This is a genomic window from Amycolatopsis oliviviridis (assembly GCF_014654365.1).
Taxonomy (GTDB): domain Bacteria; phylum Actinomycetota; class Actinomycetes; order Mycobacteriales; family Pseudonocardiaceae; genus Amycolatopsis; species Amycolatopsis oliviviridis.
In genome coordinates this window covers 689,544-702,362 of record NZ_BNAY01000003.1, presented here as the reverse complement: position 1 = coordinate 702,362, position 12,819 = coordinate 689,544, and the positions used below count along the sequence as shown (strand labels likewise).

Annotated in this window: 14 protein-coding genes; 6 read left to right on the top strand and 8 right to left on the bottom strand. The window is 69.4% G+C overall.

All coding sequences use genetic code 11. The features are described from left to right. Positions 1-7 precede the first annotated feature (7 nt). Together IE302_RS16400 and trhA are read right to left on the bottom strand one after the other, a co-directional pair. Entirely contained in the window at positions 8-493 is a 486-nt protein-coding gene (locus tag IE302_RS16400; protein WP_229907792.1) for a pyridoxamine 5'-phosphate oxidase family protein, read from the bottom strand. 74 nt (positions 494-567) lie between these two features. Further along, the gene (trhA, locus tag IE302_RS16395) at positions 568-1,209 is read right to left on the bottom strand and encodes a PAQR family membrane homeostasis protein TrhA (RefSeq protein WP_191255633.1); all 642 of its coding nucleotides are present in this window, start codon (positions 1,207-1,209) and stop codon (positions 568-570) included. Between the two features lie 131 nt (positions 1,210-1,340). Between trhA and IE302_RS16390 the strand changes: the two genes are divergently transcribed. Further along, positions 1,341-2,117 (top strand): isoprenyl transferase, encoded by a 777-nt coding sequence (locus IE302_RS16390; protein WP_039920022.1) that lies wholly within the window; start codon positions 1,341-1,343, stop codon positions 2,115-2,117. Between the two features lie 61 nt (positions 2,118-2,178). Here the strand turns inward: IE302_RS16390 and IE302_RS16385 are convergent, their stop codons facing one another. Beyond that, entirely contained in the window at positions 2,179-2,427 is a 249-nt protein-coding gene (locus tag IE302_RS16385; protein ID WP_191255353.1) for a hypothetical protein, read from the bottom strand. 726 nt (positions 2,428-3,153) lie between these two features. Here IE302_RS16385 and phoH2 point away from each other — a divergent pair. Continuing rightward, complete coding sequence (gene phoH2 / locus IE302_RS16380; protein ID WP_229907825.1) at positions 3,154-4,440, top strand: RNA 5'-3' helicase PhoH2; 1,287 nt, start codon at positions 3,154-3,156, stop codon at positions 4,438-4,440. Positions 4,441-4,502: 62 nt separating this feature from the next. Here phoH2 and IE302_RS16375 read toward each other — a convergent pair whose 3' ends face one another. The 3 genes from IE302_RS16375 to guaB1 are packed head-to-tail and all read right to left on the bottom strand — an operon-like array spanning position 4,503 to position 8,610. Then, positions 4,503-6,101 (bottom strand): alkaline phosphatase family protein, encoded by a 1,599-nt coding sequence (locus IE302_RS16375; RefSeq protein WP_191255351.1) that lies wholly within the window; start codon positions 6,099-6,101, stop codon positions 4,503-4,505. Continuing rightward, complete coding sequence (locus IE302_RS16370; protein ID WP_229907791.1) at positions 6,098-7,138, bottom strand: glycosyltransferase family 2 protein; 1,041 nt, start codon at positions 7,136-7,138, stop codon at positions 6,098-6,100. Before IE302_RS16370 ends, IE302_RS16375 begins: the two co-directional genes overlap by 4 nt. Positions 7,139-7,170: 32 nt before the next feature. Next, positions 7,171-8,610 carry a GMP reductase gene (guaB1, locus tag IE302_RS16365; protein WP_191255350.1) on the bottom strand — a complete coding sequence of 480 codons (1,440 nt, stop codon included), beginning with the start codon at positions 8,608-8,610 and terminating at the stop codon, positions 7,171-7,173. A 35-nt stretch (positions 8,611-8,645) separates the two neighbouring features. Between guaB1 and IE302_RS16360 the strand changes: the two genes are divergently transcribed. Beyond that, on the top strand, positions 8,646-9,116 hold the full coding sequence (locus IE302_RS16360; protein ID WP_191255349.1) for a DUF309 domain-containing protein: 471 nt from the start codon (positions 8,646-8,648) through the stop codon (positions 9,114-9,116). On the opposite strand, the gene IE302_RS16355 is transcribed toward IE302_RS16360, so the two are convergent. Beyond that, positions 9,102-9,506, bottom strand: a complete 405-nt coding sequence (locus IE302_RS16355; protein WP_191255348.1) for a winged helix-turn-helix transcriptional regulator — start codon at positions 9,504-9,506, stop codon at positions 9,102-9,104. The two genes, IE302_RS16360 and IE302_RS16355, sit on opposite strands and share 15 nt — an antisense overlap. On the opposite strand from IE302_RS16355, the gene IE302_RS16350 reads away from it, so the two are divergent. Both IE302_RS16350 and IE302_RS16345 read left to right on the top strand, forming a co-directional pair. Continuing rightward, positions 9,498-9,872 (top strand): YybH family protein, encoded by a 375-nt coding sequence (locus IE302_RS16350; protein ID WP_229907790.1) that lies wholly within the window; start codon positions 9,498-9,500, stop codon positions 9,870-9,872. The two genes, IE302_RS16355 and IE302_RS16350, sit on opposite strands and share 9 nt — an antisense overlap. A gap of 73 nt (positions 9,873-9,945) precedes the next feature. Next, the gene (locus IE302_RS16345; protein ID WP_191255346.1) at positions 9,946-11,184 is read left to right on the top strand and encodes an NADH:flavin oxidoreductase/NADH oxidase family protein; all 1,239 of its coding nucleotides are present in this window, start codon (positions 9,946-9,948) and stop codon (positions 11,182-11,184) included. Here IE302_RS16345 and IE302_RS16340 read toward each other — a convergent pair. Continuing rightward, positions 11,128-11,829 carry a Pr6Pr family membrane protein gene (locus IE302_RS16340; protein WP_191255345.1) on the bottom strand — a complete coding sequence of 234 codons (702 nt, stop codon included), beginning with the start codon at positions 11,827-11,829 and terminating at the stop codon, positions 11,128-11,130. The genes IE302_RS16345 and IE302_RS16340 overlap by 57 nt on opposite strands. A gap of 118 nt (positions 11,830-11,947) precedes the next feature. Between IE302_RS16340 and IE302_RS16335 the strand changes: the two genes are divergently transcribed. Further along, positions 11,948-12,769 (top strand): NBR1-Ig-like domain-containing protein, encoded by an 822-nt coding sequence (locus IE302_RS16335; RefSeq protein ID WP_191255344.1) that lies wholly within the window; start codon positions 11,948-11,950, stop codon positions 12,767-12,769. Positions 12,770-12,819: the final 50 nt, after the last annotated feature.

Sequence of the window (12,819 nt, the reverse complement as noted above, 5' to 3'; positions counted from 1 at the left end):
GCGTACGTTAAGCGATGTCGAGGGCTGTTCCATAGAGTTTCTCGGCTTTGAGGGTGATGAAGAGCCTTTGCTCGCCTTCGGGTGTTCGCGTGACTTCGGAGAGTTCCGTTTTTCCTTCCACGACCGCGAATTTCCAGTGATCGGCGCTGGAGACGTAGAGCGAGGCGGTGGGGTTGGCGCGGAGCTGCCTGACCTTGAGGCGCTCTTCGGTCGTACTGATCCGGATCTCGCGGGTCTCGGGATCCCAGGTGTAGACGACCGTGGAGAGGTGCGGGCGGCCGTCACGCTTGAGGGTCGCGAGGGCACCGAAGGTGTGCTCGGCGATGAAGGCGCTGAGGGTGGCGTCGTCGAGGGGACGGGGCGGTGCTTTCTTGGTCATGGCGGTGATCATGGCTTTCGCCGCGGGGGCGCGGAAGAAGGCACTTTCTTGTGCCAGAGGGAACACGCGTGTGTCCGACCACGGTGACCACGCGGCACCGGCGGTCTCGCTCACCTACCCAAGCGCGTGAAGGCCCCCTTCCCTCGGCTCAGCCGAGGGAAGGGGGCCTTCACGCGCGTCACTGTGGGCTAGGCGTACATCGCCAGCCAGATCGCGATGTAGTGCGACACCGCGGCCAGCACCGTGCAGGCGTGGAAGTACTCGTGGTAGCCGAAGGTGTCCGGGAAGTGGTTCGGCCACTTGACGGCGTAGAACACCGCGCCCAGCGTGTAGAACAGCCCGCCCACGCACAGCAGGACGAGCGCCGCGACGCCGGCGTGCGTGGCCAGTTCGGGCAGGACGAAGACGGCGACCCAGCCCAGTGCGATGTAGATCGGCACGCCGAGCCAGCGTGGCGCGTTCGGCCACAGCATCTTGAGGGTGACGCCGCCGATCGCGCCGCCCCAGACGATGGCCAGCACGATGTACCCGGTCGGCTGGGACATCGCCAGAAGGGTGAACGGCGTGTAAGTGCCGGCGATGAACAGGAAGATCATCGAATGGTCGGCGCGCTTCATCCATTCGTATGCTCGTGGGCTCCACAAGCGACGGTGGTAGAGCGCGCTGACGCCGAAGACGCCGAGCACGGTCAGGCCGTAGACCGAAGTGGACAAAGCGGCTATACCCGACACGGTGGACGCCGCGAGGCTGATGAGGGCCGCGGCTCCGGCGACAGCGCCGAAGAAGGACCAGAAGTGGATGTGACCCCGCAGGCGAGGACGCGTGTCCACCAAGGGCGTGGGGCCGGACGGCTGGGGTTCGGTCGCTACGCTCACTCGGCCAGGTTACGGCACCGTAGGTTTTTCGCCAGTGTCCGTGGCGCGTCCCACTGGGGCTCGCGGGGTGACTAGTCTCCACTGGCGTGAGTCTTCGGTCCTTCTTGTCAGACGTCGTGTACAGCGCCTACGGCAGGCGCCTGATCCAGCAGGCCAAGGGGCGCCATCCACGCCACATCGCCATCATGCTGGACGGGAACCGCCGCTGGGCGCGCGAAGCGGGCTTCACCGACGTCGCCGACGGCCATCGCGCCGGCGCCAAGAAGATCGCCGATTTCCTGAGCTGGTGCAACGAGGCCGACGTCGAGGTCGTCACCATGTGGCTGCTCTCGACCGACAACCTCGGCCGCGCGGCCGAGGAGCTGAGCCCGCTGCTGAAGATCATCACCGACGTCACCGACGAGCTCGCCGCGCCGCAGACGCCCTGGCGGCTCCGCATCGTGGGAGCCCTTGACCTGCTGCCGCCGGAGGTCGCGAAGGCCCTCAGCGCGGCCGCGGAGCGCACCGAAGGGCGCTCCGGGATGGAAGTCAACGTCGCGGTCGGTTACGGAGGGCGTCAGGAGATCGCCGACGCGGTCCGCAAACTCCTGCTCCAGCACGCCGACGAGGGCACCTCGATCCGCGAGCTCGCGAAGATCCTGGACGTCGACCATATCTCCGAACACATGTACACCTCGGGCCAGCCGGATCCGGATCTGATTATCCGCACCTCGGGTGAGCAGCGGCTTTCCGGATTTCTGCTCTGGCAATCGGCGCATTCGGAATTCTGGTTCACCGAGGCTTATTGGCCCGCATTCCGCCGGGTCGATTTTCTCCGCGCCATGCGCGATTACGCGTGGCGGCACCGGCGCTTCGGTTCCTGACCCCGGACAGGACGAAGGCCCCGGAGTGCACTTCCGGGGCCTTCGACATCCACACCGAAGATCAGTGGTGGTGGTGCTCCAGCGAGTGGAGGATCAGGGCCGGGGTGGTGGCGACGCCCGTGTAGGCACCGGCGACCAGCGAGGCGGCACCGTAGCCCAGTGCGCCACCGCCCTCGATGAACGTGTTGTAGGCGTCGCCGAACGTCGGGTCCGGGGTGCCGGTGGTGTCGCCGGTGGCGGCGAACGCGGTCCCGCCGACCATCATGATGCCCGCGGCGACGGCGGAAACGAAACCAGCCTTCTTCAGCACTTCGCACTCCTAAGTAGAGATATTCAGGGATCGGGGGCACCGAATCCGGTGGGGGTGTCCCGCAGTGAGAAAATTACTCGCTATTCAGGCTCTGTGACCGTCTCGTAAGCCCATTGTGTGAGCTGAAAAAGGTTCGTTTCACTCGGTACGGTTCTCTGTCTCGGGCACAAAATGCGACCCGCTACCAAGCGTGGTAGAACCTTCGCTTCCAACAGGTGAACGCCCTCTGTCGCGTTGATCCATCCGGGTCACGTTGACGAGCGTCCCTGAATAGAGATCATCACTACGCAGGGTGATGGTGACCAGGCGTTGATGTCACGCGACCGACAGTGAGATGACGGTTTGGCGAATCACCGTGGTGGCTGCCTGCGCGATCGGCCGGACGCAGGTACCTTCCGGAAGTGAGGGTTCGCGTCCCATGCGGACTCTCGCGGGAGGCCCTGGTCGTGGCGGTTGTCGACAGGGCGGCACAGCCGCCCAGTGGATGCACGAGGGGGCCGGCACCCGGCCCTCGCGGCCGTGCCGACTGACGCGGACAGCGTCAGAAGGAGCGGTTAGCCAGGGAGGTGCCCGGCCCAGCGAGTGCGGGCGTGGTGCCACGCCCACGAGGGAGATGCCGTCGTGACTGCGCAGCGTTCACCCCGCAAGGCCTCTGGCCGTTCTTCGACCGGTGCCTCTGGCCCGGAGAAAGCCTCGATCTCGCCCGAATCCCAGCGGTCCACTTACGTGCTCGACACGTCGGTCCTGCTCTCTGACCCCTGGTCGGTGACCCGTTTCGCCGAACACGCGGTCGTGCTCCCGCTGGTCGTCATCAGTGAACTGGAGGCGAAACGTCACCACCCCGAACTGGGGTGGTTCGCGCGCGAAGCGCTTCGCATGCTCGACGACCTGCGTCGTCAGCACGGCAGGCTCGACGCGCCGATCCCGATCGGTGAGCACGGCGGCACCCTGCAGGTGGAGTTGAACCACTCCGATCCCACGGTGCTCCCGGTCGGCTTCCGTACCGACTCCAACGACCACCGCATCCTCGCCTGTGCGCTCAATCTGGCGGCGGAACGCGCGTCGGTCACGCTGGTGACGAAGGACATCCCCCTGCGGGTCAAGGCGGGCGCAGTCGGCCTCGAAGCCGACGAGTACCGCGCGCAGGAGGTGACGCCTTCGGGCTGGACGGGGATGGCGGACCTGGACGTCCCGCAGACCCTGATCGACGCGCTGTTCAGCGGGCCCTCGGTGGATCCGGCCGAGTTCGGGATGCCCGAGGTCGGCGAGATGCCCTGTCACACCGGTCTCCGGCTGCTCGCCGGCAGTTCCAGCGCGCTGGGCCGGGTCACCGCGGACAAGCGGATCCGGCTCGTGCGCGGTGACAAGGAGGCGTTCGGCCTGCACGGCCGGTCAGCCGAGCAGCGGGTGGCGCTGGACCTCCTGCTGGACTCCGACGTCGGCATCGTCTCGCTGGGCGGCCGCGCCGGGACCGGCAAATCGGCGCTCGCGCTCTGCGCGGGGCTGGAATCGGTGATGGAACGCCGTCAGCACCGCAAGGTCGTGGTCTTCCGGCCGGTCTACGCGGTCGGCGGCCAGGAACTGGGCTATCTGCCCGGTTCCGAGAGCGAGAAGATGCAGCCGTGGGCGCAGGCGGTCTTCGACACGCTCGGCGGGCTGGTCAGCCAGGACGTCCTCGACGAGGTCTTCGACCGCGGCATGCTCGAGGTGCTCCCGCTGACCCACATCCGCGGCCGGTCGCTGCACGACACGTTCGTCATCGTCGACGAGGCACAGTCCTTGGAGCGCAACGTGCTCCTGACCGTGCTCTCGCGGCTCGGCACGGCCTCGCGGGTCGTGCTCACGCATGACGTCGCGCAGCGCGACAACCTGCGGGTCGGGCGGCACGACGGCGTTTCGGCGGTGATCGAGAAGCTCAAGGGTCACCCGCTGTTCGCCCATGTCACGCTGACCCGGTCCGAGCGCTCGCCGATCGCGGCGCTCGTCACCGAGATGCTGGAGGACCACGGCTAGGCGTATGTCATGAAAGGGTCTTTCAGGACATTTTTCGTCCTGAAAGACCCTTTCATGACACTTCACGACACCGGTTTCGCCCAAGGGAGCGGCCGGCCGTCCACGTCGTCCGTGAGTTCGACGCCGAGCATGGCCGAAAGCGTCGCGCCCAGATCGACGACGTCCAGTTCCGGCAGCTTCGCGCCCGGCCCGAAACCGGGGCCGCTGGCGAGGAGGAGCCCGTCCGGTCGATGGTCCCCGGTGCGCCAATGCTCGTCCGGGCCGTAGACGACGCCGGTCTTCGGCGACCAGACCGTCTCGATCGGGCCGGTGCGGGCCCAGTCGATCAGCAGATCGGGCAGGGTGTCGTCGGCCTCCCGGTCGTAGTGATCGCTCGTGCGGGAAACCTCGCGCACCACGGGTTTCCCGGTCGCGACGTTCACCAGTGAGAGCAGGTCCTCGGTCAGCCGCGCGCAGACGGCCTCGTATTCGGCGCCGGGCCGGACGACGCCGTGCGGTTCCCGGCCCACCAGGTTGATCCGCACCCCGCCGAAGACGAAATTGTTGGGAGACAGGTAGAACCGCTGCTTCGACCGCTGTTCGGCGGTCGCCCAGTTCGGCACCGCGGGCAGCGGGGCGGCTGCCAGTCGCTTGCGCAGCAAGGGCATCGCGGCCGACGCGAGTTTCGTCCTCAAAGGACCCGGGAGCGCGGAGTAGGCGCGTTTGGCCCGCGTCATCGCGCCGCCGCCACGCAATCCTTCGGTCTCCACCGTGTCGAGAAGCCGCAGGATTTCGTGCAGCAGATGGCTTCCCTCGTACCGCGGGCCCATGCCGTGACTCAGCAACACGAACACCGTGGTGTCCTCTCCGGCCAGGGAGAGATGCTCGCCGATCGCTTCGTCGAGACCCCGGTAGACCGAGCGGACCGGATCCAGTTCCGCGCCGAGCGCGACGTCGTGGTCGCGGTGCGCGGGGTCGTGCAGATGCCACTGCTGATGGCCGATGCTGTGGGATTCCCCGTACACCGAAAGGAAAAGATCCCAGTCGCCCTCGGCGAGCAGCTTGGCCGACACCTGGGTCTTCTGCCGGATCCCGGCGACGAGCCCGTGCGTCAGCGCGCGTTCCTCGTCCGCCGTCCGGTGCGGCCCTTCGCGGTGGAGATAGTCGTCCGGCGCCCAGTCGCGTACCAGATCGGGCTCCGCGGTGAGGATGGGAGTGAGCCCGACCTCGGCCTCGATCTCCTTCGCCAGCTCCGGCGGTGAAGTGTGGAAGCCGAAATGCCGGTCGTGGCAGGCGTATTCGCTCACCATGGCCCCGTTGAGCGGTTTGTCCGCACGGGAATGCGGGACGTCGAGCACGGCGACGCGTTTCCCGGCGTCGGAAAGGGTCTCCCAGAACGGGGTGCCCCGGATCTCCAGCGGACTGGTCAGCCGCCGTTCGTAGGTCTTGGTGTCGACCTCTTCCCAGCAGTGGAATCCGGTCCGCGCCGCCGTGCGCGCGGTGAAGAAACTGCTCCACAGCGAGCCGACGAACAGTCCGTAAGGGTTGTGCGTCGTCGCCGAAGCGCTGGTTTCGAGCAGGCGCGCCAAAGTCGGTACCTCGCCCGCGGCGGCGAGATCGCGGATCGTGGCCGGGTCGCACGCGTCGAGTGCGACCACGAGGATCTTGGTCTTGCCGGTCATGGTCGGTGCTCCGGTCCTGAATGCTTGCGGCGGATGGCGGCGAAGTCGTCGTCGTAGGTCGGCCCGTGGGAAAGCCGGTCCCCGGAAGTCGTGGTGTAGTAACAGGAGATCGCCGGGACGACCAGGGGCGCGCGGTCCGCGGTCAGCGCCAGGAGCAGATCCCAGTCGCCCATCTCGACCAGCGATTCGTCGAACCGCGCCTCGCGAAGACCCGTTCGGTGCGCGACGGCGCCGATGTCGGCGAGGTTCTCTCGCAGCAGGGTCTCCCGGTCGTAGCGCCGCAGGAACAGCGTCGGCAGGCCGCCGATGTCGTCGATGACGAAACCGCCGTAGGCCGCCGTGATCTCCGGATGCTCGCCGAACGCCCAGCCCAAGGCCTTGAGCCACAACGGATGCATCGTGTTGTCGTCGTCGAGGTAGGCGACGGCGTCCCCGGTGACCTCGGCCAGTCCGGCGTTGCGTGCGGCGCAGACGCCGCCGTGCTCGACCCGGATCGACCGGATCCGCGGGTCTTCGAAGCCGGCGATCACCTTGGGCGTGGAGTCCGAACTGGCGTCGTCGACGATCACCAGTTCCCAGTTCTCGTAACGTTGCGCCTGGACCGAAGCGACCGCGCGGGGCAGCAGCGCGGCCCGGTCGTGCGTCGGCAAGACGATCGAGATCTTCGGCGAGGCCACGAGTTCGTGCTGCTCGATCCAGTGCGTGAAGGTGGCGACATCGCGGGCGGCTTCGAGGTTTTCGGCCCGCACGTGAAGTCCTTCGAAGGCGGTGTCGTGGCTTCCGAGCCAGCCGTCGAGCGCTTCCTGGCGCGTGCCGAGGGCTTCCTGCCTGGCTTCGACGGTGGTGATCCGCGCGTCGCCGTCCCGCAGCGCCGCGCCATGATCTTCGAGCCAGGCGGTGCGGTGCTCCAGTGCCGCGCGCAACCGCTCGAGTTCCGCGGCCTGGTCCGCGAGCGCGGACCGCAGTTCGGCGATTTCCCCGTTTTCCGCGTGGCGGCGGTCCATCGCCGCCGCCACGATCCGTCTGAGGCGTCTCACCCGGTGCACCCTAGTGCTTCGGGTACGCCGGATCACCAGCCCGACGGCAACGGGCGCCCTTCCGCGAAGCCGGCGGCGGACTGGATGCCGAGCAGCGCGCGCTCGTGGAACTCCTCCAGCGTCCGCGCGCCCGCGTACGTGCAGGCCGACCGGACGCCGGAGCCGATGGAGTCGAGCAGGTCCTCGACGCCGGGGCGGGCCGGGTCCAGCGCCATCCGCGACGCCGAGATGCCCTCTTCGAACAGGCCCTTCTTGGCGCGCTCGAAGACGTTGTCCGTGCGCGTGCGGGCGCCGACGGCCCGCTTGGACGCCATGCCGAACGACTCCTTGTACGGCCTGCCCTGCTCGTCGTACCGCAGGTCGCCGGGGGATTCGTGGGTGCCGGCGAACCACGAGCCGACCATCGCCGAGGACGCGCCCGCGGCCAGGGCGAGCGCGACGTCGCGCGGATGCCGCACGCCGCCGTCCGCCCAGACGTGTTTGCCCAGTTCGCGGGCCGCGGCGGCGCATTCGGCGACGGCGGAGAACTGCGGGCGGCCGACGCCGGTCATCATCCGGGTCGTGCACATGGCGCCGGGGCCGACGCCGACCTTGACGACGTCCGCGCCCGCGTGGATCAGGTCGCGCGTGCCCTCCGCGGTGACCACGTTCCCGGCGACCACCGGGACCCGCGGGCTGACCGACCGGACGGCCTTGAGCGCGGAGATCATCTTCTCCTGGTGGCCGTGCGCGGTGTCGACGACCAGCACGTCGACGCCCGCCGCGAGGACGGCCTCGGCCTTCGCCGCGACGTCGCCGTTCACACCGATCGCGGCGGCGACGCGCAGGTTCCCGCCGTCGTCGACGGCCGGGGTGTAGATCTCCGCGCGCAGCGCCGCGATCTCGGTCAGGACACCCGCGAGCCTGCCGTTTTCGTCGATACCGAGCGCGAGACCGCCGCCGTGGGCGTGCAGGCGCTCGAACACCTCGCGGGGCGGGGTGTCCAGCGGGACCGTGACGAGCGCGGGTTCCGCGACGTCCCCGAGCCGCGCGAAGCGGTCGACGCCGGCGCAGGCCGCTTCGTCGACGACGCCGACCGGCTTGCCGTCCTCGTCCACCACGACGACGGCGCCGTGGGCGCGTTTGCCGACGAGGTTCAGCGCGTCGGCCACCGCGTCGCCGCCGGTCAGCACGAGCGGGGTGTCCCACACGGTGTGACGGCTCTTGACCCAGGTGACGATTTCGGCGACCGCGGTGGCGTCGACATCCTGCGGCAGGACGACGAGCCCGCCGCGCCGGGCGACCGTCTCGGCCATCCGGCGGCCCGCGACGGCGGTCATGTTCGCCACCACGATCGGGATGGTCGCGCCGGTGCCGTCCACAGTGGACAGGTCGACGTCGAAGCGGGACTCCACGTCTGAACGGTTCGGCAACAGGAACACGTCGTCGTAGGTCAGGTCGTGAGCGGGCCGGTGCCCGTCGAGAAAGCGCACGAGTCCCCAGGATACCCGCGTGGGACAATGTCGGCATGACCGACCGGGACCGTGACGAAGCCGGACGAGCCCGCAACGCGCGCCCTCGGGACGGTCTCGGCAGGCCGCTCCCGTACGGCGCGGACGGGGTCGAACGGCAGCCCGAGGGCATCGAACGCAGCCCCGGGGACACCATCGCCGAGGCCCAGCGCCTGCTCGACGAGGGCCGTCCGTTCCACGCGCACGAGGTGTTCGAGGACGCGTGGAAGGCGACCGACGGGCCGGAGCGGGAGCTGTGGCGCGGCCTCGCGCAGCTCGCCGTGGGCCTGACCCACGCGGCCAGGGGGAACGGGAACGGCGCGGCGTCGCTGCTGGAGCGCGGCGCGGGCAACATCGAGCCGTTCCGCGAGGCCCGGCCGCACGGGATCGACATCCCGGGACTGCAGGCCTGGGCGAGGGCGATGGCCGACGAGGTGAAGGTGCGGGTGCGGGTCGAGCCGGTCCCGCCTCGCTTACTGGGCCAGTAGTACCGAGCCCGAGCGGTACAGCTCGATCAGCAGCGGCCTCAGAGCCTGCCCTGCCGGGGTGAGCCGGTAGCTGGTGCGGCTCGGGAAGCCCGGAAGCTCCTCGCGGACGGCGAGGCGTCGCGCGGTCAGGTCGCCGAGGCGTTCCGTCAGCACCTTCGCCGACAGGTCGGGCAATGCCGCGCGAAGCTCGCTGAAGGACCGGGCCCCGCCCATCAGCTCGCGGAGGACCAGCGTCGTCCAGCGGCCCGAGATCGCGGCGAGCGCGACCTCGACGGGGCAGTCCGGCTCCGGACGGCGGGTGCGGCCGCGGGCGTCCGGGACGAGTTCGCCGTCGAAGGTTTCCGTTTGGTGACCTGCTTCGCGGTCGGTTTCGCTGTCCGCATGACGCATTCCACCAGTGTGCCGTTGACGGCGGATCCCGCCGAGCACCCCTTCGTCTTCCAAGCCGCCTTCAACACCGGATCCGCTGAAATCCTCGACACCGTCTACGAGCCGGACGCCGTGTTCGTCCGCCGGGACGGCGTGCAGGTGAGCGGCGCGGAACGCCGGGCCGCGAACGGCGGGATCCTCGCGCTCGGGCAGCCCATCTCGGTCACGCCGCGCCAGGTGCGGGTGGCCGGCGACCTGGCGCTGCTGATCGTCGACTGGGTCATCGAGGGCCATCTCGCGGCGACGGCCACCGATGTCGCGCGACGCGGCGAGGACGGGCTCTGGCGCTACGTGATCGACAACCCCTTCGGCATCGCCGCATCTTGAGTACTCGACATACCGAGAGTATGTTACTTCGAGTAGGGATACTGATCAGTAGGTAACGGCGGAGGAAGCGCGGATGAGCGAGCCCAAGGAACTGCTGGCCGAGCCGCTGAAACTGCGGTGCGGTGCGACCCTGCCGAACCGGCTGGCCAAGGCCGCGCTGAGCGAGCAGCTCGGCGATCGCCGCAACCGGCCGACCGCCGAACTGACCGAGCTGTACCGGACGTGGTCCCGGGGCGGGGCCGGGACGCTGATCACCGGCAACGTCATGGTCGATCCGACGGCGCTCGGCGAACCGCGCAACGTCGCGGTGCCCCGGGAACCGGACGCGACGGAGTTCAAGCCGTGGGCGCGGTCGGCGGACGGGACCGAGACCCGGCTGTGGGTCCAGCTCAACCATCCCGGCCGTCAGAGCCCGCGCTTCCTCTCCCGTCAGCCGGTCGCGCCGTCGGCGGTGCCCTTCGGCGACCGCGGCATCCGATCGGTGTTCGCGACGCCCCGGGCGCTGACCGTCGACGAGATCGAAACGATCATCGACCGCTTCGGCGTGGCCGCGCGCACCGTCGTCGAGGCCGGTTTCGCCGGTGTCCAGATCCACGGCGCGCACGGCTACCTCGTCTCGCAGTTCCTTTCGCCGCTGACCAACCAGCGCACCGACGGCTGGGGCGGTGACGCTCTCCGGCGGCGCCGCTTCCTGCTCGAAGTCGTCGCCCGCGTGCGCGCCGAGGTCGGCGACGGCGTGCCGATCGCGGTCAAGCTCAACAGCGCGGACTTCCAGCGCGGCGGCTTCAGCGAGGAGGAATCGCTCGAAGTCGTCCGCGAACTGGGCGAAGCGGGCATCGACCTGCTGGAAGTCTCCGGAGGCACCTACGAGAAGGCCGCCATGATGGGCTCCGGCAAGGCGAGCAAGGCCAGCACTGCCAGCCGTGAGGCCTACTTCCTCGACTACGCCGCGAAAGCGCGGCAGGTCACCGACGTCGCGCTGATGGTCACGGGTGGCTTCACCAGCCCGGAGGGAATGGCGGACGCGCTGCGTTCCGGCGCGCTGGACGTCATCGGGCTCGGCAGGCCGCTGGTCGTCGATCCCGCGCTGCCCGGCCGTCTGCTGGCGGGTGAGGACGTCCGCGCGCAGCGCACGGCCCCGAAGACGGGGATCCGGCTGGCCGACAGCCTGCTCGAAATCCAGTGGCACACCCAGCAGATGCACCGGGTGGCCGCCGGGAAACCGGTGGACCGGCGGCTCGGCGCGGTGCGGGCGCTAGTACGCGCCGGTGTCTCGGATCCGCTCAACGCTTTCCGCCGGGTCCGGGGCTAAGTAGTCGTCCACCTCGTCCTTGCGGCTGAAGGTGCGGTCGAAACCGACCGCGGCCGCCGCGAGGCCGATGAACAGCACGCCGATCAGGACGCAGTTGAAAGCGACGCCGCCATAGCCGTTGATGCCGGGATCGACGAACGGGTACGGGTAGAACCCGATCATGGCGCCGCGCACCAGCGTGACGGCGAGCCAGGCCAGCGGGTAGAGCAGCGACCACCACAGGACTCGCCACGACAGCTGCCCGCGCGGCCCGAACAGCAGCCAGCCCGCGACGCACATCAGCGGCGACACCTTGTGCAGCATCGTGTCGGCGAACTGGGCCCAGCCGTGCAGTTCGTAGAGGTCGGCGAGCGCGACCTGGAAGACCACGCCGGTCACGATGATGCCGACGAGGCCGGTGAGCCGCAGCACGCCGAACAGGGTCGAGCGGCCGGCGACGCCGAGCGCGAGCAGCAGGCTGCCGATGCCGACCAGGATGTTCGAGTCGATGGTGAAGAAGGCCAGCAGGTTGGCCACCCGCCCGGCCGGGGTGTGGAAGGTGCCGCCCTCGGTGCCCGCCGAGACCGGGACCTGGGCGGCCAGACCGGCGATCACCACCAGCGCGGTCGCGCCGAACCAGGCGCGCGCGATCTTGGAAGCCTGCATTCTGCCTACTTTATGGGTGATCATGCCGCGACGTCCCGTCACCACCGCGCGCCGCCACTCGATCGGGGGCGGGACGCCGCCGGGCCTTCCCGGCCACCGGGTCATATCGTGGGAATCGATGGACGTCGAGCGGAGGCCCGGACGCCGCGGGCGGGTCGCGCGGGGTCCGGCGGAGGACAGCGGACCCGTCGCCGGGTTCGCGCGGCGGCTGTGGGAGCTGAAACGTGCCGCCGGTGACCCGTCGTACGACCGGATGCGCGACGAGTACGGCGCGCTCGCTTCGAAGTCGGCGCTTTCGGCTGCCGCCCGCGGAGAACGTCTGCCCGGCTGGGAGACGTCCTGGGAGTTCGTCCGCGTGCTGGCCGTCGGGGTACTCGGCGGCGACGAGGACGAGGTCCGCCACGAATGGCGCGGTGCCTGGGAACGCGCGCGGGACGCGCTGACCGCCGAGGTGGCGCCTGAGCCCGAACCGGCTCCGGATCGATCGCGCCGGACGGCGTTCGTCCTCGCCGGGGCCGTCGCGCTCGTGCTCGTCGCGGCGCTGGTGTTCGTCTTCGCCGCACCCTTCTCCGGAGATTCTGCCGCACCGGCCGGGGACGCGTCGGAGTTCGTCGCCGACGTGACCGTGCCCGACGGCAGCGAGGTCGCGGCCGGATCGACCTTCGTGAAGACCTGGGAGTTCCGGAACGCGGGATCGGTCGGATGGGTCGGCCGCTATCTGGTCCGCGCCGGTTCGTTCGGGAATCCCGGCGAATGCGGCACGCCCGATCGCGTTCCCGTCCCGCAGACCGCGCCCGGCGAACACGTGCGCGTCTCCGTCGAGGTCCGCGCGCCCGACAGTCCCGGGCATTGCCAGGTGTATTGGAAGATGGCCGACGAACAGGGTCACATCCTGCTGCCGAACACCCGCGCCGTGTTCTTCTCGGTTCGCGTCATTTGACCTTCGGGGCCGGTGGCCAAAGCGCTGACCTGCGTGGACATTGTTTCCTT

Bases quoted from the DNA above. Each gene is read 5' to 3' on its own strand.
- IE302_RS16360 (WP_191255349.1), top strand. From the start codon at position 8,646: ATGACCGACCGGGACCGTGACGAAGCCGGACGAGCCCGCAACGCGCGC.
- IE302_RS16350 (WP_229907790.1), top strand. From the start codon at position 9,498: ATGACGCATTCCACCAGTGTGCCGTTGACGGCGGATCCCGCCGAGCAC.
- IE302_RS16335 (WP_191255344.1), top strand. From the start codon at position 11,948: ATGGACGTCGAGCGGAGGCCCGGACGCCGCGGGCGGGTCGCGCGGGGT.
- IE302_RS16345 (WP_191255346.1), top strand. From the start codon at position 9,946: ATGAGCGAGCCCAAGGAACTGCTGGCCGAGCCGCTGAAACTGCGGTGC.
- IE302_RS16355 (WP_191255348.1), bottom strand. From the start codon at position 9,506: ATGCGTCATGCGGACAGCGAAACCGACCGCGAAGCAGGTCACCAAACG.
- IE302_RS16375 (WP_191255351.1), bottom strand. From the start codon at position 6,101: ATGACCGGCAAGACCAAGATCCTCGTGGTCGCACTCGACGCGTGCGAC.
- IE302_RS16340 (WP_191255345.1), bottom strand. From the start codon at position 11,829: ATGCAGGCTTCCAAGATCGCGCGCGCCTGGTTCGGCGCGACCGCGCTG.